Source organism: Moraxella atlantae NBRC 14588 (assembly GCF_001591265.1).
GTDB lineage: Bacteria > Pseudomonadota > Gammaproteobacteria > Pseudomonadales > Moraxellaceae > Faucicola > Faucicola atlantae.
The window spans coordinates 110,868-132,294 of sequence record NZ_BCUL01000006.1 but is presented as its reverse complement, the minus strand read 5'-3'; the positions used below and the strand labels follow the sequence as shown (position 1 = coordinate 132,294).

Sequence of the window (21,427 nt, the reverse complement as noted above, 5' to 3'; positions counted from 1 at the left end):
GGCAATTGTTAAATGCGATGAGTTTTGCTATACTCATCTCACTATATTCAATGTCTTACATTCCACAGTTAAGTTAAGACTAAATTGCGAGTACGCAGTAACTTAACTGGTAAGACGTTTCCAAACACACACTTAAGCTAATTCGTGTCTATGACAATCCTAACGGTAGGATTAGCTTAAAATAAGAACCTAAGATGTACGGTGTGTCGTACGGGCGGTTGCCATTGTCTTAGGTTTGCGGTGGGGCTTCACCGTCTTGCAGAAGGAATCCCCTCACTTTAGGGAGGGGAGGAAGTCAAAGGGGTGGTTTTTGCAGCAGCAGTTTTTGTTGCAATACGGGCAAGGCGCGTTCGGCAGCTACTTGGCCTGCACGAATTGCCGCAGCTTTGGCATATAAGTTTGCCGTGCCAATATCACGCACATTGGGGCGTATGACCACATCCGCCAATGCCAATTCTGCCGAATCCTTGACAGGAACCGCGCCTAGGGCGGTATCAAGCTGTGTCCAAAAATCTCGTGGCTTGTCTGCAAAGGTGGCGGCTTGGTCTGTCGGTGCAAACACATCCACCGCAATAATGAGACGCGCGCCTGTATCCTTGGCGGTTTGCACGGGTACAAGGCTAACCATACCGCCATCAAGGTAACGGCGGTTGTTGATCCGTGGTGCGATAAATACCCCGTACACGCTGCTTGATGCGCGTACCGCAAGTCCCGTATCGCCTTGGCTCAGTTCAACCTTGCGCTTGTCGATGGCATCGGTTGCTATGCTGATAAATCGTATCGGTAGCCGCTCAATCGGGCGATTGCCTACTTGCGCGTTGATCCAATTTTGTAGACGCACACCTTCGATAAAGCCTTGTTTACTCAAGGTGAAGTCCAGCAATTCATCGTCACGCACATTCAGTGCAATCTGCTCAAGCTGTGTTGCAGATTTGCCACTGGCGTATAGGCTACCGACCACCGCACCCATGCTGGTGCCGACGATCAAATCAGGCTTGATACCGTGCTGTTCAAGCACCTTAAGTACGCCGATGTGGGCAAAGCCCTTGGCACCACCACCGCCCAAGACCAGTGCCAACTGCGGCGCGGCAGGTGGGACAGAGGGGGGCGCAGGTATCGGCGCGCTTTGGCAACCGACCAAATCGGCAGCAAGCGCACCTGATAAAGTGATGCCAAATAATTGCAGCAACTCTCGGCGGTTGAGTGGCATAAAAACCCTTAAAAACGGTGTGAAATCAGCGTTAGCATAGGCGTTTTTTGCCCAAAAAGCAAAACCTGCGATCTGGCAAACAGGTGATGGATGTTTTGCGCTTTAGCGATCCAATTGCCGCTGAAACCTCGCGATGGCTGTTTTGAACTGTGCTATAATCAAAAGTTAGCAATACGCTAGATTGTTTAATTGACTTCCTCCCCTCCCTAAAGTGAGGGGATTCCTTCTGCAAGACGGTGAAGCCCCACCGCAAACCTAAGACAATGGCAACCGCCCGTACGACACACCGTACATCTTAGGTTCTTATTTTAAGCTAATCCTACCGTTAGGATTGTCATAGACACGAATTAGCTTAAGTGTGTGTTTGGAAACGTCTTACCAGTTAAGTTACTGCGTACTCGCAATTTAGTCTTAACTTAACTGTGGAATGTAAGACATTGAATATAGTGAGATGAGTATAGCAAAACTCATCGCATTTAACAATTGCCTTATATCCACCGCCTGAAGTCGCAGGTTTACGGCAACGAATGATAAAACCAAAGGACAATGACCCCAACCGATTCCCCCGATGTATTCAATATGCCTGTTACCGCGCTGGCAGGTGTGGGCAGTCACATTGCCAACCAACTGGCACAGCTTGATATCACGCGCGTGTTTGATCTGCTGTTGCACTTACCGCGTGACTACGAAGACCGCAGCCGCATCGTGCCGATGCGTGAATTGGTGGCAGGGCAATCGGCGTTGGTGCAAGGCGTGATCACCTACGTCAACACCAAGCGCAGTGGCATGAGCGTGACGCTCAAAGACGATACGGGGCAGGTGACGCTGCGTTTTTATCATCTGTATCGCGGTTTACAAGAAACTATGGTTGCAGGGCAGATCTTGCGTGTGTTTGGCGAGGTGGCGATCAATAAATACGGTACCCAAATTAGCCACCCTGAATATGAAGTCATCACTGATCACAAACCGCCTGCCGCCAGTGGCTTGATACCGATTTATCCAACCGTCAAGCAGCTGCAGCAAAACAAATTGCGCAGCTTGATCAACGTTGCCTTGCGCAGTGCCCAACAATATCAGTCGCATGGCGCGTCCGACAGCCTACACCCTGCCGATTGGCAAGCCATTGCGCCCATCATTGCCCAGCAATTGCCGTTATTGGCAAGTGTGACCGAGCTTGCCAACCCATTTGCTGAGTTTGACCTTTTAACGGCGTTGAGCTTTATTCATCGTCCGCCGATTTATACCGATTTGACCCAGCAGCAGCGACTGCTTAATGCGCTCAAAGAACGCCGCCACCCAACATGCCAGCGGCTGATTTTAGAAGAAATGTTGGCGCACCAGTTGGGGCTGATGTATCGTAAGCAACAGCTGCACCAGTACAAAGCACCGCGCTGTCAAACTATTAGCCCGTTGGCAGAACGCTTACTTGCCAGTTTGCCGTTTAGCCTGACACGGGCGCAGCAGCGCGTGGTCAGCGAGATTGTCCGCGATTTGGCGCAGTCTGTGCCGATGTTGCGTTTGGTGCAAGGCGATGTGGGCGCAGGCAAGACGTTGGTCGCAGCGTTGGCAGCGTGTTACGCGCTAGATAGCGGTTGGCAAGTTGCGCTGATGGCACCGACCGAAATTTTAGCCGAGCAGCATCTGCACAATTTTGAGCGTTGGTTTACGCCGCTTGGCATCAACGTGGGCTGGCTGGCTGGCAAACAAACCGCCAAACAACGCGCCCACATGCTGCAAGCCGTTGCCGATAATGACGTGCAAATCGTCATTGGCACGCATGCGATTTTTCAAGAACAAGTCAGCTTTGCCAAGTTAGGCTTAGCGATTATCGATGAGCAGCACCGTTTTGGCGTTGAGCAGCGCGTCGCCCTACTCAACAAAGGTCTAGCGCATACCACACCGCACCAACTGATGATGACCGCCACACCGATTCCACGTACCTTGGCGATGAGCGCGTTTGGTGACATGGACACATCTGTGATTGATGAATTGCCACCCAACCGCACACCCATCACCACCGTGACCGTCAGCCGTGACCGCCGTGATGAAGTCATTGAGCGTATCGCGGTAAACTGTGAGGCAGGCAAGCAAGCGTACTGGGTCTGTCCACTGGTCGAGGAGTCGACTGCACTGGACGCGCAAGCTGCCGAAGCCACATTTGCCGATTTGGCTGACCGCCTCAACATCCCCATCGGCTTGGTGCACGGCAAAATGCGCCCCGCGCAAAAACAGGCCGTCATGCAAGACTTTAAAGACGGTAAAACTGCGCTACTGGTCGCCACCACTGTGATTGAAGTCGGTGTCGATGTGCCCAACGCCTCATTGATGGTGATCGAAAATGCCGAGCGCCTTGGCTTGTCACAGCTGCACCAGCTGCGCGGACGTGTGGGTCGTGGTAGCGAAAAAAGCTACTGCGTGCTGCTCTACCAAACGCCGCTATCTGCCACAGGCATTGAACGCCTAAATGTGCTGCGTGACAGTAGCGATGGCTTTGTCATCGCGCAAAAAGACTTAGCGCTACGTGGCGCAGGTGAGCTACTGGGCAAGCGTCAGGCAGGGCATCTGGGCTATTACATCAGCGACTTGGCGCGTGACGAGGTGCTACTGGTCATGGCTAATGCCTTAGCACGGCAGCTGATTGCCGACCCAACGCGCAAAGCCGATGTGCACCGCCTGATTGCACGCTGGACACCCAATGCCATCAAGTACATCAACGCCTAATCTTTGCCCATGATCTTGCACTGTGATGGTTTATGATTAAATTAACTTAACCATTTGTTACTATTTCTCAGACTAAACCCTCCTAATTACCGACAAATGTACTAGGTTTTTAGCACAAAATTTTGCTATCTTAGTCAGTATCAGTATATAGGCTCAAATTTTTATAGAAATACCAAGAAAATTTAAGCTTTTTAAAGAAAATAAATGCAACCTTAAACAACAGGCAATAGAATCAACAGGCAATAGCAGATGTTCATCAGCGACTGGTTATTCTGCTTAGCTTGATATGATTGGTAAATGATAGGGAGTTGGCCATGCCACAAACCAAATACGACATCAAAGTGGGTGACAAAGCAGCTGCTGATGAATTCGTCAAAAAAACCGAAACAGTGAAAGGCGTAAAATTCGTCAATGTATCGACCGATGGCAACATGGTGGTGGTGACTCATGGTGATGACTATGACGAAGCCGCGTTCAAAGCTGCGGCAGGTATCGCCTAATGGGCTAACTGTCTAGTCTTTTAGACATTTTGCAATGACCGACCGATTTCATTGGTCGGTTTTTTTTGTTTTATGAATTCTAGGGTTGCGGTTGGAAGGTAAGTGATAGCTTCAAAGGGATAGCACCATTTGTTCAACCATGCGTTCATGAAATTGTCATGTAACTGTTGTATGTTATTTGATGCTAGAACGTAAATAACCTTACGTCAGCTTATCTTTCAACCATTGACTTTATATGCTAGCCCGATAGGATTTCAGATGACTGACAGCAACCAAAGCACCGATATCACCAACCAAAAACCGATCCATAATCTGCTGATGCGCGAGTCTGATCAGCCTATGATCAACCGCCGCCGCTTCTTGCAAGCCTCATCAATGACGGCCGCGGCAGGCGCATCGTTGATCTTGGCAGGGTGTGATGATGACGATAATGATACCAAAATCGAAGCCGTTGGCGGAGCTGGTACGGGCCCTACGTCGCGCGTCCAGTTTTTACATGGTGTGGCAAGTGGCGATCCGTTGAGCGATCGCGTCATCATTTGGACGCGCGTCACACCTGAAAGTGCAGGCAGCTATCCTGTGCAATGGCAAGTGGCCAGCGATAACAGCTTCAGCAAAATCCTTAAATCGGGTACCGCAACGGCAGACGGCGGCGCGGATTATACCATCAAAGTCGATGTCACTGGTTTGAACCCTGCCACCATCTATTATTATCGCTTTTTGGTGGGTAACACCGTCAGCACTGTGGGTAAAACCAAAACCCTACCGACAGGCAGCGTTTCACAGGTCAAATTTGCGGTAGTGAGCTGCTCAAATTATCCAGCAGGCTACTTTCATGCGTATGCTGATATCGCTAAGCAGCCTTTGGATGCGTTGCTTCATTTGGGCGACTACATTTATGAGTACGGACGCACCACCGTCAATAGCAAAGGCGAAACCGTACCTGGTTATGCTTCAAAACACGCGGCAGAGCTTGGCCGTGAAGTCAAGCCTACCACTGAGATTTTGAGCATCACTGACTATCGGGAACGTTATGCGCAATATCGCACTGACAAAGACTTGCAAGCAGTACACGCTGCAATGCCGATGATTGCGGTGTGGGATGATCATGAAATCTCTAATGATGCCTACGTGGACGGCGCAGAAAACCATCAACCCAACGAAGGGGATTGGAATACGCGTAAAATGGCGGCATTAAAGGCTTATCATGAATGGATGCCAACCCGTAATGATGTAATGACCCAAATTTACCGTAGCTTTGATTTTGGTGATTTGGTGAGTTTGCACATGTTGGAAACGCGCATTGTCGGACGTGATAAACAGTTGAGTTTCGGTCCTTATTTGACCCAAGACGCCAACGGTCAAGTGGTTGTCAACAACGCCAAATTCACCGCCGATGTCACCAATCCTAACCGCCAAATGTTGGGCTTAGCGCAGCAAAATTGGCTTTATACCCAAATGCAAGCTTCAAAAGCAAAATGGCAAATCCTAGGACAACAAGTGTTGATCGGTAGAATGCGTTGGCCATCGCCCGTATTGTTCAACCTGATGAACCCCAAAACGGGTGTGAATTTGCCTACTTATTTGGCACTTAAGCAAAAAGCCAAACAAGCACCCGACACGCTCACCGAGCAGGAACAAGCGGTGTTGAACGCGCCTTACGTTCCTTATAATTTGGACGCATGGGATGGCTATGCCGCCGCGCAAGAAGCGGTGTTCAAAATGGCAAAAAACCTAAACAAAAACTTCGTGGTATTGGCAGGTGATACCCATAATGCATGGGCAAGCAACCTGGTGACCAATGACGGTCATGCAGTTGGCGTTGAGTTCGGCGTTCAATCCGTGACATCACCAGGGTTTGATGAATTTATTCCTGCTGCACAGGCCGATCAGTTTGCGCAAGCATTGCCACTCGTGATCGAAGGTGGCACGCTCAAATGGTGTGATACCAGCCGTCGTGGTTACATGGTGGTTACTGTCACCCCAGAGCAGTGCAAATGTGATTGGGTATTTGTCAGCGATATCTTACAGCCATCTTATAGTGCCAACGTTGGCAAAACCATGACCGTCAAAGCAGGGCAGATGCAGCTGATTGGCTAAACGCTAGCCAAATACTTAAGAAATATTCTAAAAAAAATTACCAATTGACAACCGTTTGTTGTAACAAGCGGTTGTTGTGTTGAATGCTATATTGTCATTTCACGATTTTGGTCGCATAAAAAAATCGCCACTTCATCAAGTAGCGATTTTTTATAACGATTTTTGGCTAAAAAGCAGCCTTACATATTCGGATAATTCGGGCCGCCGCCGCCTTCTGGGGTCACCCATGTGATGTTTTGTGACGGGTCTTTGATGTCACAGGTTTTGCAATGCACGCAGTTTTGCGCGTTGATGACAAATTTTGCGCTACCTGCACCGTCGGGTACCACCTCATAAACCCCTGCTGGGCAATAACGCTGGGCAGGCTCGGCAAAGATTTTGAGGTTGCGCGTGATGGGGATAGCAGGGTCAGTCAAGCGCAGGTGGCAAGGCTGGTCTTCGGCGTGATTGGTGTTGGAGATAAACACCGATGATAGCTTATCAAAGGTTAGTTTGCCGTCTGGCTTGGGATAGTCAGGCACAAGCGCATGATCGGCGCGCTCTAGTGCGGCATAATCTGGCGTGGTGTCACGAATGGTCAGTGGCATTTTGCCTTTAAAGATATTGGCGTCTAAAAAGTTAAACGCGCCGCCCATCCACGTACCCATGCGATGCATTGCGCCTGCAAAGTTACGCGCTTGGTACATATCTTCATGCAGCCATGAGTTTTTGAACGCGTCTTCGTAGCTTGCCACTTCATCGTGCGCGCGCCCTGACGCAATCGCCGCGTACACCGATTCTGCCGCTAACATGCCTGATTTGATCGCCGTGTGCGTGCCTTTGATTTTGGCAGGGTTCAAAAAGCCTGCATCATCGCCAACCAATACACCACCAGGGAAATACAATTTTGGCAAAGCATTTAAACCGCCTTTTGCTAAGGCACGCGCGCCGTACGACAAACGCTTGCCGCCTTGCAAAATACTGCTGATGACAGGGTGGGTTTTAAGCCGCTGCATTTCATCAAACGGTGACACGTAGGGGTTGGTGTAAGATAAATCGACAACTAAGCCAAACGATACTTGGTTATTTTCATCAAAATATAACCACCAACCGCCCGTGCTGCCTGTTTCACTCAATGGCCAGCCCGAACCGTGCATCACCACGCCCAGCTCGTGCTTGTCGGGTTCAACTTCCCACAGCTCTTTGAGCCCGATGCCGTAGTGCTGTGGGTCGCGCCCGTCATCCAAATTAAACCGCTTGACCAAACGCTTGCCTAGATGTCCGCGGCAGCCTTCGGCAAAAATGGTGTATTTTGCCAATAGCTCGTAGCCTGGTTCAAAGCTTGCTTTTGGCTCACCATCGGCGGCAACGCCCATGTCACCTGTGACGATGCCGCGCACTGATCCGTCTTCGCCATACAGTACCTCAGCAGCAGCAAAGCCGGGGAACATCATGACCTCTAGTTCTTCGGCTTGTGTCGCCAACCAGCGCACCAAATTTCCCAATGAGATGATATAGTTGCCGTCATTGTGCATCAGCGCAGGCACGATTTTGTTGGGCAGTTGGCGGTACTTGGTCGCGTTTTTGAGCATATACACACGATCTTCTTTTGCCGCCACGTGGACAGGCGCGCCTTTTTCTTTCCAATCAGGAATCAGCTCGGTCAGCGCGCGCGGCTCCATAACCGCGCCCGACAAGATATGCGCGCCAAATTCTGAGCCTTTTTCGACCACACACACGCTAAATTCGTCATTGCCTGCCTCAATAGCAAGCTGACGCAAGCGAATCGCCGCCGACAAGCCTGATGGCCCACCGCCGACAATGATTACGTCAAATTCCATTTGTTCACGTTCGATGGGTTGCACGGTGTCCGTGCTAGCGTCTGCTGACATGGCTACTCCTTAGCAAAAATGGGCGAAATGTTGTACATCCATTCAAAAATTTAAGCAAACGGCTGACAAATAAGCGAATGGGTAGATCGTAAAACCAAACAAACTTGGTAAAAATTTTAGCCGTTTTCAAACGCTTAGCGGTTGATTGAACCGCTTAAATTGCATCATTATAGCCTAAAAAAATTCATTGCCATATAGCCAAACCTTATGCGCGTGGGTCTATGACCAGTCAGTCATTATTTTTGGCTAAAAATGAACGGTTTTTAGTCGCCTTGTGGCTGGTCGCTTATAATTTTTTACCGTTTGATAAAGCATTGCTACCCGCAAGCAAAACAAAAGCCGTTATGATGATTCAACAAAGTCGCTGACCTAAACCCACTGAAGACCTGACAAACCGACAAGGAACGACGATGAACACGCCACCAACCAACGACAAGCCAATCACGAATGCTGCCAGCCTAGATAACCTAAGCCAACAGCTACTGGCAAATGACGACCCGACTACCAAGCCAATACCACCGCTAGAAAAATGGCAGCCTGATTTTTGCGGTATGATGGATTTGACCATCAAAGCCAATGGCGAGTGGTGGCACGCAGGGCGAAAAATCGAGCGTGACGCGATGGTGACGTTGTTTAGCCGCGTGTTGTGGGCAGAAGTCGATGCCGCAGGCGCGGTGACGTATTTTTTAAAAACCCCTGTTGAAAAGCTGCAAATCGCTGTTGAAGACGCGCCGCTATTGATCACACAATACGATTATGTGGCGCAAAATGACAAGCGCGTGCTGCATCTGATCACCGCGCAAGGTGAGCGCGTGACTGTGGATGCAGCGCATCCGCTGCAATTTGGCTTACCGTTTCATTTGGCACAACAACATACCGATGCCGACGCGACAAACACCAAAACTTGCAACGAGCAAGCCGAGCAGCCGTACGTTAAGGTGCGCCAAAATGGCGATTCGGCAATTTGGGCATTGGTACACCGCAATGTGTTTTATCAGCTTGCCAATGAGGGGGAATTGGTCGAGCAGGGCGACGGCGTGACCTTGCGCCTGCCAAACGGCGATACAGTGATTGAGCTATCCATGCCGTATGATGACAGAGCATAAGTAATTATCCGCGCTAAATTTTGTCCACTAACACCCAGCGTTGATGCCGTTTGGGCAAAAATTCATGGTTTTAGCCCAGTTTTTGCGCTAAGATAATTGGTTATGGGGGCAATGCACCCATACAAATTTTTTTATCTTCCGTTGCCGTAAACCTGCGACTTCAGGCGGTGGATATAAGGCAACTTAAGTAGCTATGCTTACACACGATAAGATACTAAATATGTTAAAATAAACCCATGAAAACCCTCAAGCTACGCATAAAAGACAAACACACAGACCAACTAAACCGCCTAAGCGGTTTGGTCAATTTTGTGTGGAACTATGTTAATGACTTGAGTTTTAAATACCGACAACGTACTGGCAAATTTTTTAGTGCCTATGACCTAAACGAATACACCAAAGGTAGCGGTGAACTACTTGGCTTGCATTCTCAAACCATACAAGCCATTAATGAAACTCACGCCAAATCGCGACGCCAATTCAAAAAGGCTAAACTTAACTGGCGAACCAACAACCCAAAGGCAAAGCGTAAAAGCCTAGGTTGGATTCCATTTAAGCAATCCGCAATCAAATTACTGGCTACCTATCAGACGGGTAAAAAAGGCTTAAAATCAACACTACAACTAAGCCTAGCCAAAGGGCAAAAGCTACTGATAGACGTATGGGATAGCTACAATCTTAGCCTATATCAAATAAACACCCTTGAGGTCGTCCAAGACAGCCGTAATCGTTGGTATGCCTGTATCATCGTTAAAGAATACCCAAAACAGCAATGTGGTACAGGTAGTGTCGGCATAGATTTAGGCTTAAAAGACAGTGCCACCGCCTCAAACGGCGATAAACTACAAATCAAGCAAACGCTCAAATATGCCAAAGATTTAGCCATTGCTCAACGTGCCAAAAACAAACAGCGTGTCAAAGCGATTCATGCCAAAATCAAAAACACACGCCAAGACCTCATTCACAAATTCACCACCCGATTAGTCAAAGACAATGCCCTAATCGTGGTCGGTGATATTAAAACTACCCAATTCAACCATAAAAAAGGCAAACTAGCCAAATCGGTTTACGATGCAGGTTGGTTTGAACTCAAACGACAACTGACCTACAAATGCAAGCATGCAGGTTGCCGTTTTGAAATCGTAAATGAGAAATACACTACCCAAACCTGTTCGTGCTGTGGCGATATGTCCAGTAGTCCAAAAGGTAGAGCAGGTTTGCGAATAAGAGAATGGACTTGTGCGAAGTGTGGCACATGGCATGATAGAGATATTAACGCCAGTAAGAACATTCTTGCGGTCGGGCTTGACCGTCTTGTAGAAGGAATCCCCTCACTTTAGGGAGGGGAGGAAGTCAAGCCTGTGGTAAATCGTTTAAAGTAAAGTGCGTTACGGCATGTGCCAAACTCAGCCAACGTTGTCTTCACCCAATCTTTGGTGTCAAACTAAACAACCGTGCATCAATCCTGCCGACGCGCCGATTGGGGTGTTCGATTCGGGTGTTGGCGGCTTGTCGGTGTTGGCGCATATCATGCAAGCGCTGCCGCATGAGCGTTATGTGTATTTGGCAGATACGTTGCATGTACCGTACGGGGGGCGCAGCGCGGCGGATATTGAGCGTTTGACGATTGATGCGGTGCGCTGGCTGATGGCACAAGACTGCAAGTTGGTGGTGATTGCCTGCAACAGTGCGTCGGCGTATGGTCTGCAAGCGGTGCGTCAGGCGTTTACGCAAGTGCCGATTGTCGGTTTGGTGCCTGCCATCAAACCTGCCGTGCTTGCCAGCCAAACGCGCCACATTGCCGTGCTTGCCACACCTGCAACGCTCAATGGCGCACTGCTAAATACCGTGATTGCCCAAGTGGCAGCCCCACGTGGGGTGACCGTGAGCAAATATAGCCTAGCCAGTCTGGTGCCGTGGGTGGAAGCAGGTATGCCAAGCGGTCATGTCGCGGTCGGTGAGTTGGCAAATTTGCTTGATACACTAAGCGCGCAAGCGGTGGATTATTTGGTATTGGGCTGCACGCACTATCCGTTTTTTCAAGATTATTTACGCGCGCAAATCACCCAAACAGGGGCACGGCTTACGCTGATTGATTCAGGCGGTGCGATAGCCCGACGTGTGGTGTCCTTGCTTGAAACAGCAAATTTGTTGCGCCCACCTAGCGATTTGCCGCCGCTGACGCTTGTTACCACGGGTGATATTGCCCAAACACAAGCGGTAGCGACACGCTTATTGGCACAATATCTGCCGCCGCGTGTGGTGGAGTTTCAGCATTGTGGCTTGATGGCACAGTAATTTGCCACCACACAGGTGTTATTTTGACAGTGATTATTTTGACCAAAAAAAGATAACGATAAGACAAGCGAGAGTTTAGGTGACCAACCGAGCTTATCATATTCATGTGTGTTTGGTGCGTAACGAGCAGCCTGCGCTTGAAAACGCGCTGCAAGACGCGCTCACACCTTTGTATAACTTGACGTGGGATTTAATTGGTAACCCTGAAAATGCCAACGCATTTAGCCGTCGGCAAATCGATGCCAGCGACGCGGTGCTGTTTGTGTTGGGCGAAGATTATGGCACGCCTAGCCCCACGGGAATCAGCTACTTGCATTTAAATTATCTGTACGCGCGTAACAAGCCGTCGCCTGTGGTTGCGCTGCTGCGTAGCGCGGCAACGCTCAATACAGTGTCGCGCCAACGGTTGGATTTAGCCAATCAGGTGCAAAAAGAGCAATACGAGCGTACTGTGTTGTATCACGATGCCGCGCAAGCGGTAGATGAATGTCTGCGTTTGGTCACCGCATTGGTTGAGCACCATGCGTCCACACATGCGTCCACAAAAGCCAATATTGTTACTTTTGCCGCCGATGCCACCTTGACGTCGACCGCTGCCACGCCTGCGCCTGCTGCACCGCCGCTGTCTCGCACACCGTTTAGCAAACGCGATCGACCAAACGCTGCGCCTAACCCAGCACCGCTGAGCCAATCAGCCCCAACGCTGCATCTGGTGCTTGATGACACCGTGTTGGTCAATTATTCTGCCCATGCCTATCAACACGGCAATCTGCACGATATTACCGCGACGCATCTGCTTAGTTGGGGTGAGATTTTGGATATGATCGCGTTGTTACCCGTGCCGTTTAGCACCGATATGCTACAACGCGCGTTCAATGATTTGCTCAAAGCCCCAGCACTGGCGGTGGTAGAAGAAACCATGCCCGACGCGCACGCGGTCTCACGTTGTCAAATCAATAGCCTAGATTTACAATGGATCAAACAGCAGCTGATTCATGGCGGTTGGATCATACCTTATAAAGATGAGCGTAGCACGCGCGAATTGTGGCAGCTCAACCGCAATATGACGCTGTTACATGATTATTAGTAAATTGCATAAACCGAAAAATTTTTGAAGGAGTGTGTTTTATGGCAAATCCCACCAACCCACCAAACAGTACCGAGCTTAACAGCGAAATCAGCGAACTTGAAGACAGCATGCATGAAGCGCGTCAATTTCGCACGCTTGAAGAACAAGTTGCCGACATGAAACGTCGCGGCATCAACCCAAGTGAAAACTTCAAAAAATGGGACGATGACGAAGACGACGATTGGGGCAGCAACGCCACAGGCGAAACCAAAAAAATCCAAATGGATGATGGCAAAGAGCCTACACCACCGCCGATTGTTTAACCGCCAGTTGTTTAATTGTTACAAAAAAAATCTCAAATCATCACGATTTGAGGTTTTTTTATGATCAACATCAACGTTTAGCGCGATGGTACCAAAACCACGCCATTACCAGTATCAACGCGACGCATAACAACAGGGCGATTGTTGCTAGGCGTGCTGACCACTGGCGCGACGACGACAGGTTGGACGATGCGGTAGCCGTTTGGTTGGTGGTATGTGGTAGGTTGGCGGTACTGGCTAGGTTGGTTGGTTGGTTGCCTGACAAATGCACCCGATTGCCCGTTTTGTCCAACCAACTGGCGATACAGCTTCATGCCTGCACGTCCGTCGGGATTCACGCCTTGTTTGCGTTGGTAGTCTTGGATAGCATAGCGTGTCTTATCGCCAATAATGCCGTCCGCGTTGCCGATGTCATAGCCCAAATTGAGCAAGGCTTGCTGAATTTCACGCGCTTGTCGGCGGCTGATGCCAGGATCGTCGGTCGGCCATGGCGTGGCAAAGCCGACATTGCTGGTGCGATTTTGTCGAATCATATCCGACAAGTGTGCGATGGCAAGCGCATAGTTTTCTGATGCATTGTAGCTATAAAACGTATCAAAGTTTTTGCCGACCAAAAACGCTGGCCCTTCAACCCCAGCAGGCAACAGCAGCCCCACGCTGTCCAAATCACTGGGCAAAGGTTGTCCATCGGGCAGCGTTAAACCTTGCGCGCGCCAGTAGCTAATCGGTTTTTTGTCCTTACGGTTGCTGTTTGCCCAGTAGCCCGTTGGCAACTTGACCTCATAGCCCCATGGTTCGCCCGTGCGATAGCCCGATTTTGCCAAGAAATTGGCAGTCGATGCCAGTGCATCGGCTTCGCTATTGACCAAATCTTTGCGCCCGTCGCCGTCAAAATCCTGTGCTAGGCGCAAAAACGTTGAGGGCATAAACTGGGTCTGCCCAAACGCGCCTGCCCATGAGCCTTTTAAGTCCTCACGGCGGATATCACCCCGCTGCAAGATTTTTAGCGCATTGGCGTATTCGGTGCGAAAGTAGCTTTGCCGACGGTCAAAACACGACAGTGTTGCAAGCGAATCGATCAAATCTTTTTTGCCCAACGTTTTGCCAAAATTGGATTCCACCCCCCACACGCCAAGCACGTGGTTGGCATCCACGCCATAGCGTTGTTCAATTTGGCGCAAGGTTGGCATGAGGCGTTGTTTGGCTTCAACCCCGTCTTGTGCGCGCTCATCATCGACCAATCCCGACAGATAATCCCAAACTTTTTTATCAAACTCAGGCTGATAATTCAGCGATACAACCACGCTAGGATCAGGTGCAGTTGGGCGATAACGCTCGAAGGTACTCGGCGATACGGCAGAAAACCCTGATGAATTTTTAAGCGTATTTAAGCATTGTTGAAATTCGCCGTTGTCTAAATACGGCGGCTCAGGCGCAGCAAACGCAGACGCACTGAGCAAGCCTAAAACCATCACGCTTAAGCTAAATTTGATCGGGTTTTTTAAATCGTGGGTTTTTGGTGAATGTTGGTAGCAAGGTGTTGTCATCGTCAAACCTTTTAAATAGGCAAAATATTTGCAAAAAAAATAAGCACCTATCTTAACACAGACGGTGCTTATTACAAGCGATGACCGATTAGTCGCGCTCAATGACAAAACCGCTAAAGTACTGTTTGAGCTTGGCAAGTTTGGGCGGAATGACAAAGTTGCAGTAGCTTTGGGTGGGATTTTTGGCGTAGTAGTCTTGGTGGTAGTCCTCAGCAATATGAAACTCTTGCGCAGGGTGTACCTCAGTGACCACACGAATACCCATTTCATCGCGCAGCTGGCCGATCACACGGTCGATGGTTGGTTTTTGCGCGGCTTCATCGGTATAAAAAATCACCGACGCGTATTGCCGCCCCACGTCATTGCCTTGGCGGTCTTGTGTGGTTGGGTCATGGGTGGCAAAAAAGATATCCAAAACCGTTTCTAGCCCGATGACCGTATCATCAAATTCTACCGCGATGACCTCAATGTGTCCTGTATCGCCGCCGCACACCGCACGGTAGTTTGCTGTTGCTGCATCGCCGCCCATGTAACCTGAGGTGACTTTAGTCACACCTTTAACATGGCGAAACACCGACTCGGTGCACCAAAAACAGCCGCCGCCTAAGATAATGGTTTGCATGGTTGTTCCTTATTTATTTAATGGTAACGCTAACTCATTCATCATTTAAAACATGCATTTAATGGGGATGATTGCCTGATTTTAAAGCCAAATCACGCACCGCTGTTGTCGTGCTGTGGTGATGTGATTGGGGTCTAGCCTAGCAGGTTTTTTGGCATTGAGTTTGGCAAATTGGTTACGGTGTTGGGGCAATTGGTAATGGTTGAGGCAATTGGTAATGATCGAATCGCGCCTATGGGTTGCCTTGATGTTTTAGATAAATTTAAATTTTTAAATTTATTGATAAATAAAACTAACCGAGCCATATTCTGCTAAGTTTGCAAAGATCTTTTTGTCATCTCACAGACTACAAATAAATAATCTAATCCATTATACAAATAAGTTTTTATGTGTATAATCTAGGTTTAGTTATATTTTATGTCTTAAGTAGTCTTAAGATAAACAAAATCAGTAAAAATTATTTAAAAATAATGGGTTGTAAAGATTTTGCCAGCAAATATAGGGCAAAGGCAAAGCATCAACTAAAGTTCGGATAATTGAAATTGGGCAACCTCAGCTGCGATTCATCACCGCGGTTGGGGTTTATACATGGGATCAAAAATTGGGCATACCGACGCCAAAGAACGACAACATACCAACAGCTTAAGCAGCATTCATCAAACTGATCGCTGACAAACTGGCTGTCGGTAGGCGTGGGTTAGGCTAGGGTATAAGTCATGAAAAAATCCTATTATATCGTGCTGATAATCGTACTGTTGGCATTGGCAGCGCTTGCCATCTACATGAATCGCCAACGCACCCAAGACGCTACCCCAGCAGGTTTTGCGTCATCCAATGGGCGGTTGCAGCTGCAAAAAATCGACGTTGCTAGCCTACGAGCAGGGCGGGTGAGCCAAGTTTTGGTCAATGAAGGCGACGTGGTGCAACAAGGCACACCGTTGGTCACGCTGTCATCCGATGAGCTAGACACCCAGTTACAGGCAGCACAAGCTGCCAAAGCCCAAGCTGAGGCTGCCAAGTCACGCGCACAAGGGGCTATTCGTCGGGCGATGAGCACACAAAAACGCGCCGAAGGTGGCTTTGCGCGCACCCAAGGCGGTGTCAGCCAAGCCGATGCCGTCATTGCCGCCAAACAAGCGCAGCTACAAATCGCCAAAGACAACCTCAACAACACCATTGCCTTGCGCAAAGATGACTTGGTATCGGTGGCAGAATTGCAGCAACGCCAACAAGCCTATGAAGCCGCCAAAGCTGAAGTGCTCGCCGCGCAAGCCGCCAAAAACCAAGCATCGGCGGGCTCAACAGAAGCACAAGCTAGCATTGATGAGGCGCGGGCAGGCGTTGAGGAAGCCAAAGCCGCCATGGCAGAAGCGCAAGCAGGTATCGACCAAGCCCAATCACAAATCAACCGCGTCAAATCCATCCAAGCCGATCTGTATGTGCGCGCACCACAACCAGGGCGGGTTGAGTACCGCATTGCCGAAGTCGGCAACGTCATTGCAGCAGGTAGCAAGGTGGTCACGTTGGTTGATCCAAGCGATGTGTATTTAGAAATTTTTTTGCCAACCGATAGCAGCAGCCAAGTGCAAATCGGCAGCCCTGCGCGGATCGTCTTGGATGGCATCAATGCTGTTTTTCCTGCCAAAGTCACCTTTGTGGCAAACCAGTCGCAATTTACGCCAAAATCGGTTGAAACCAAAAACGAGCGCGAAAAAATGATGTACCGTGTCAAGCTGAGCCTTGATCCACAAGTTGCCAAGCGTTATCAAAACCTGCTCAAAGGCGGTATGACCGCACAAGGCTACGTGCAGCTTGATCCAAATGCTAGCTGGAACCAAGACTTGGCGGTCAAACTACCCAACAGCCAAATAGCTGACCCAACCAGTGCGCCAACCCAAACCGCCAACCCAACACCTGCCACCGCTTCAACTGCCTATTAATGGCATAAGGAGCACATGGCGATGAAACGGCTACAACCAACACACAGCCAGCCAGCGCACGCTACCTTTGATGGCGCAGACAACCTGCCAGCGGTGGTCGTACAAAACGTATCGCACCGCTACGGCAAACAAACCGACGCGCTCAAAAACGTCAGCGTGACCGTACCTGCTGGCACCACCATCGGGCTTGTTGGCCCCGATGGGGTGGGTAAATCGACCCTCATGAGCCTGATTGCAGGCATGAAAAAAATCCAAACGGGCACAGTACAGGTACTGGGCAAGGACATGGGCAACAAACGTGACCGCGAGCAGCTGCTCAATAAAGTTGCCTTCATGCCGCAAGGCTTAGGACACAACCTTTATCCAACGCTGTCGGTGATGGAAAACATCGACTTTCACGCACGGTTATTTAGCATTGACAAAACCGCACGACAAGCGCGTATCGATCGTCTGCTTGCCGCCACCGACTTGCTAAAATTCAAAGACCGACCTGCAGGCAAGCTATCAGGTGGGATGAAACAAAAGCTTAGTCTATGCTGTGCCTTGGTGCATGATCCTGATTTACTGATTTTGGATGAGCCAACCACAGGGGTAGACCCGTTATCGCGTCAGCAATTTTGGACACTGGTCAATGCGCTGCGCAGTGAAAACCCCAACATGACTGTGATGGTATCGACGGCGTATATTGATGAAGCTTCACAATTTGCCTATACCATCGCCATGAATGATGGTGAAATTCTCATCAGCGACACCACCGAAAACGTCGTCAAGCAGTACGCCAATCATCCGCTAGATGCCGAAGGACGCCCCAATCTAGAAGAAGCGTATAACACCTTATTGCCCGAAAACAAACGCGGCGATACCAGCTTTAGCGTGCCGCCGTTTGAGCCTGACCCTAATTTGCCACCTGCCATTGAAGCTGAAAACCTAACCAAACGCTTTGGTGATTTTGTCGCCGTCAATCACGTTAGCTTTAGCATTGCCCAAGGTGAGATTTTTGGCTTTTTGGGTTCGAACGGTTGTGGTAAATCCACCACCATGAAAATGCTTACAGGACTGCTGGATGTCAGCGAGGGCACGGCCTATTTGTTGGGTGAGCCTGTCACAGGCGGTAGTATGGAAAACCGCCTCAAAGTCGGCTATATGTCGCAAGCGTTTTCGTTGTATGAAGAGCTGTCTGTGCGCGGCAACCTCAAGCTACACGCGCGGCTGTATCGCATTGCTGAAAACGAACAAACGCGCTACATCGAGCAGAGCCTTGCCACATTTGACCTTGCCGACGTTGCCGACAAGCTACCTGCTGATTTGCCGCTTGGCATACGTCAGCGTCTACAACTGGCAGCGGCGTGCTTGCACCAGCCTAAGGTATTGATTTTAGATGAGCCGACATCGGGCGTTGATCCTGCTGCGCGCGATATGTTTTGGAAAAAACTGGTTGCGCTATCGCGTGAGCAGCGCATTACGATTTTTGTCTCCACACACTTTATGAGTGAAGCATTGCGTTGTGACCGTATCTCGTTGATGCACCAAGGCAACGTATTGGCAGTGGGCAAACCGCGCGATCTACAAGCCCAAAAAGGTGCTGATACGTTTGAAGAGGCGTTTATCGCGTATTTGGTCGAAGCATCTGACGATGGCAAAAACACCAAACAAAACGCGCAAGCGGCTGCTACCAACCCACCGCTAGCTGATGCCGCTAAGCCGCAAACCGCTACCGCAAGCGAAAATCGCGAGCAGCCCAACAAAAAGCCGCTCAAACGGCGTCAAGGGCTGTGGGCATGGCTGGCATTGATGTGGGCGTTTGCCAATCGTGAAGGCAAAGAGCTACGCCGCGATAAAATCCGGCTGTCGTTTGCCTTGATCGGCCCTGTGGTGATTATGCTGACGGTGGCATATGCGGTGTCGTTTGACATCAACCACCTAAACATGGCGGTCATCGATTATGACCAATCCACCGAAAGCCGTGAGCTGATTGAATACTTTGATGGCTCGCCGTATTTTTCGGGCGTTGAGCGTTTGCAATCGAGTGAACAGGTACAAACACGCCTCAAAAGTGGTGACGCCAAGCTGATTTTGGAGATCCCCAGTCATTTTGCCGCTGACATGAAGCAGTTTGATCGCCCTGAGATCAATTTTTATATCGATGGTAGCGCACCGTTTATCGCCGAGAACATCAAAGGCTATGTCACGGGAATTTTGCTGACTTATGCCCGTGACAAGGTGCACCAAACAGGTCTACCGATTGATGCGCGCCCTGTGGTGATGATTGAGCCGCGGTTTTTGTACAACCAAGGTTTTGCCAGTATTTATGCCATTATCCCTGGTGCGTTGATGTTGGCGCTGATTTTGATCCCTGCGATGATGACAGCGTTGGGTGTGGTGCGTGAAAAAGAGTTAGGCTCGATTACCAATTTGTATACCTCACCTGCCTCAACGACACAATTTTTGGTTGGCAAGCAAATTCCATATATTCTGACAGCATTTGCCAGTTATTTTGTGTTGGTGTGGATGGCGATTGTCATTGTTGGGGTGCCTGTAAAGGGATCGTTTATCGGGCTGACGGTGGGCGCGCTGCTGTTGGTGTGCTCGGCGACGGCGTTTGGGTTATGGATTTCTTCGATGATGAAAACCCAAGTGTCAGCGGTATTTGCCACGGCGGTGGCGGCGATGATTCCTGCGCTTAATTTTTCAGGCTTTTTGTATCCGTTATCATCCATCACGGGCGTTAGCCGATTTGTGGGTGAGGCGTTTCCTGCCGCCTATTTTCAGCAAATTAGTCTAGGTGCATTTACCAAAGGCTTAGGGATTGAAAATTTTGCGCGCCATTACTTGATCATCCTTGGGTTTGGGGTGGGGTATGTCGTGCTTGCCAGTCTGTGCTTGCAAAAACAGGAGCAATGAGTATGCAGCGCGCTGATTTGTCCAAACCTGTGCCTGCTGCGCCCAAGCGCGTACTGCCCAGCGCGTGGCAATGGCTTAAAAATGTGCTGACTTTGACCGGTAAAGAATTTCAGACTCTGTTTAGTGACCCGATGGTACTGGCGATTATCGCGTTTTTGTTCACGGTGTTGATTTATACTATCTCAACGGGGATTACCACCGAGGTCAATAACGCCACGGTGGCGGTAGTCGATCATGATCGCTCACCGATGAGTAGCTATTTGGTGTCTACCTTGCAGCCGCCAAGTTTTCAGCCGCCAATTTATGTTGCTGATAGCCAAACCTTGAGTGATGGGTTTGATCAAGGTGAGTATATCTTTGGTTTGGAGTTTCCCGAAGATTTTGAAAAAGACGCGCGCACGGGCAAGCACCCCAGTGTGCAGCTGTCTGCCGACGCCACCGCTGTGTCGCAAGCAGGCGTGGGGATGGTGTATATCCAAGAGATTTTTAACCAAGAAACGTATCATTACCTCAAAAAAGACAGCCCACTTGCGCGTCTGCCTGTCAAAATCCAAACCAGCGTGTGGTTCAACCCAAACACCATGAGCCATTGGTTTTTTGCTGTGACCAATATCGTCGGCTTTGTGTTTTTGCTGGCGATGATGTTGGTGGGTGCGGCGATTATTCGCGAAAAAGAGCGCGGCACAATTGAGCATTTGTTGGTCATGCCCGTCACTGCCAACCAAATTGCACTGGCAAAAATCATCAGTAACGGGTTGGTGATTGCCATGGCGGCGTTGTTGTCACTGATTTTTGTCGTGCAAGGTTGGCTGGGGGTGCAAATCAACGGCTCAATCGCTTTGTATATGCTGGGCACATTGGTGTTTTTATTTTTCGCCTCGGCGATGGGTATTATGTTTGCCACGCTTGCACCAACGCTACCGCAATTTGGCTTGTTGTCACTGCCTGTGTATGTGATTTTGCGGCTGATATCAGGCGGTGATGCGCCGTTTGAGTGCATGCCTGTGTGGGTGCAAAGTATTTCGCAGTTCTCGCCTGTCACGCAGTATGCGCTGTTTAGCCATGCGGTGCTGTTTCGTAACGCTGATCTTCAGATTGTCGGGCATTATTTGGTTGAAATGACCGTTGCTGGGCTGATTTTTATGTTTTTTGCCTTGCGCCGCTTTCGCAGCATGCTTGATAAACAAGGCTAAGATTTTTTTGATTTCATATAAACATA

Annotated in this window: 15 protein-coding genes; 11 read left to right on the top strand and 4 right to left on the bottom strand. The window is 49.5% G+C overall.

Going from position 1 to position 21,427, the window contains the following annotated elements; all coding sequences use genetic code 11:
• Positions 1-295: 295 nt before the first annotated feature.
• Positions 296-1,210 carry a patatin-like phospholipase family protein gene (locus MA2_RS05515; RefSeq protein ID WP_067057693.1) on the bottom strand — a complete coding sequence of 305 codons (915 nt, stop codon included), beginning with the start codon at positions 1,208-1,210 and terminating at the stop codon, positions 296-298.
• A 546-nt stretch (positions 1,211-1,756) separates the two neighbouring features.
• Here MA2_RS05515 and recG point away from each other — a divergent pair.
• The 3 genes from recG (at position 1,757) to MA2_RS05500 (ending at position 6,531) form a co-directional block, all read left to right on the top strand.
• Positions 1,757-3,931 carry an ATP-dependent DNA helicase RecG gene (recG, locus tag MA2_RS05510; protein WP_067057691.1) on the top strand — a complete coding sequence of 725 codons (2,175 nt, stop codon included), beginning with the start codon at positions 1,757-1,759 and terminating at the stop codon, positions 3,929-3,931.
• A 314-nt stretch (positions 3,932-4,245) separates the two neighbouring features.
• Complete coding sequence (locus MA2_RS05505; protein ID WP_067057688.1) at positions 4,246-4,431, top strand: hypothetical protein; 186 nt, start codon at positions 4,246-4,248, stop codon at positions 4,429-4,431.
• 258 nt (positions 4,432-4,689) lie between these two features.
• The gene (locus MA2_RS05500; protein WP_067057685.1) at positions 4,690-6,531 is read left to right on the top strand and encodes an alkaline phosphatase D family protein; all 1,842 of its coding nucleotides are present in this window, start codon (positions 4,690-4,692) and stop codon (positions 6,529-6,531) included.
• 179 nt (positions 6,532-6,710) lie between these two features.
• On the opposite strand, the gene MA2_RS05495 is transcribed toward MA2_RS05500, so the two are convergent.
• Complete coding sequence (locus MA2_RS05495) at positions 6,711-8,402, bottom strand: electron transfer flavoprotein-ubiquinone oxidoreductase (protein ID WP_067057683.1); 1,692 nt, start codon at positions 8,400-8,402, stop codon at positions 6,711-6,713.
• Between the two features lie 410 nt (positions 8,403-8,812).
• Between MA2_RS05495 and MA2_RS05490 the strand changes: the two genes are divergently transcribed.
• The 5 genes from MA2_RS05490 (at position 8,813) to MA2_RS05470 (ending at position 13,198) form a co-directional block, all read left to right on the top strand.
• Positions 8,813-9,508, top strand: a complete 696-nt coding sequence (locus tag MA2_RS05490; protein WP_067057680.1) for a DUF1285 domain-containing protein — start codon at positions 8,813-8,815, stop codon at positions 9,506-9,508.
• A gap of 236 nt (positions 9,509-9,744) precedes the next feature.
• The gene (locus tag MA2_RS05485) at positions 9,745-10,848 is read left to right on the top strand and encodes an RNA-guided endonuclease InsQ/TnpB family protein (RefSeq protein WP_067057677.1); all 1,104 of its coding nucleotides are present in this window, start codon (positions 9,745-9,747) and stop codon (positions 10,846-10,848) included.
• 55 nt (positions 10,849-10,903) lie between these two features.
• Positions 10,904-11,806 carry a glutamate racemase gene (gene murI, locus MA2_RS05480; protein WP_079352107.1) on the top strand — a complete coding sequence of 301 codons (903 nt, stop codon included), beginning with the start codon at positions 10,904-10,906 and terminating at the stop codon, positions 11,804-11,806.
• Between the two features lie 79 nt (positions 11,807-11,885).
• Positions 11,886-12,893: a DUF4062 domain-containing protein gene (locus MA2_RS05475; protein ID WP_115253995.1), complete on the top strand. Its 1,008-nt coding sequence runs from the start codon at positions 11,886-11,888 to the stop codon at positions 12,891-12,893.
• Between the two features lie 41 nt (positions 12,894-12,934).
• Positions 12,935-13,198 (top strand): hypothetical protein, encoded by a 264-nt coding sequence (locus tag MA2_RS05470; RefSeq protein ID WP_067057669.1) that lies wholly within the window; start codon positions 12,935-12,937, stop codon positions 13,196-13,198.
• A 77-nt stretch (positions 13,199-13,275) separates the two neighbouring features.
• Here MA2_RS05470 and MA2_RS05465 read toward each other — a convergent pair whose 3' ends face one another.
• Positions 13,276-14,691 (bottom strand): lytic murein transglycosylase, encoded by a 1,416-nt coding sequence (locus tag MA2_RS05465; RefSeq protein WP_067057760.1) that lies wholly within the window; start codon positions 14,689-14,691, stop codon positions 13,276-13,278.
• 142 nt (positions 14,692-14,833) lie between these two features.
• Positions 14,834-15,367 carry a peptide-methionine (S)-S-oxide reductase MsrA gene (msrA, locus tag MA2_RS05460; RefSeq protein WP_067057666.1) on the bottom strand — a complete coding sequence of 178 codons (534 nt, stop codon included), beginning with the start codon at positions 15,365-15,367 and terminating at the stop codon, positions 14,834-14,836.
• A 716-nt stretch (positions 15,368-16,083) separates the two neighbouring features.
• Here msrA and MA2_RS05455 point away from each other — a divergent pair.
• The 3 genes from MA2_RS05455 to MA2_RS05445 are packed head-to-tail and all read left to right on the top strand — an operon-like array spanning position 16,084 to position 21,401.
• Positions 16,084-17,307 (top strand): HlyD family secretion protein, encoded by a 1,224-nt coding sequence (locus tag MA2_RS05455; RefSeq protein ID WP_067057663.1) that lies wholly within the window; start codon positions 16,084-16,086, stop codon positions 17,305-17,307.
• A gap of 21 nt (positions 17,308-17,328) precedes the next feature.
• On the top strand, positions 17,329-20,208 hold the full coding sequence (gene rbbA / locus MA2_RS05450; protein WP_079352108.1) for a ribosome-associated ATPase/putative transporter RbbA: 2,880 nt from the start codon (positions 17,329-17,331) through the stop codon (positions 20,206-20,208).
• A 2-nt stretch (positions 20,209-20,210) separates the two neighbouring features.
• Entirely contained in the window at positions 20,211-21,401 is a 1,191-nt protein-coding gene (locus MA2_RS05445; protein ID WP_079352109.1) for an ABC transporter permease, read from the top strand.
• Positions 21,402-21,427 lie beyond the last annotated feature (26 nt).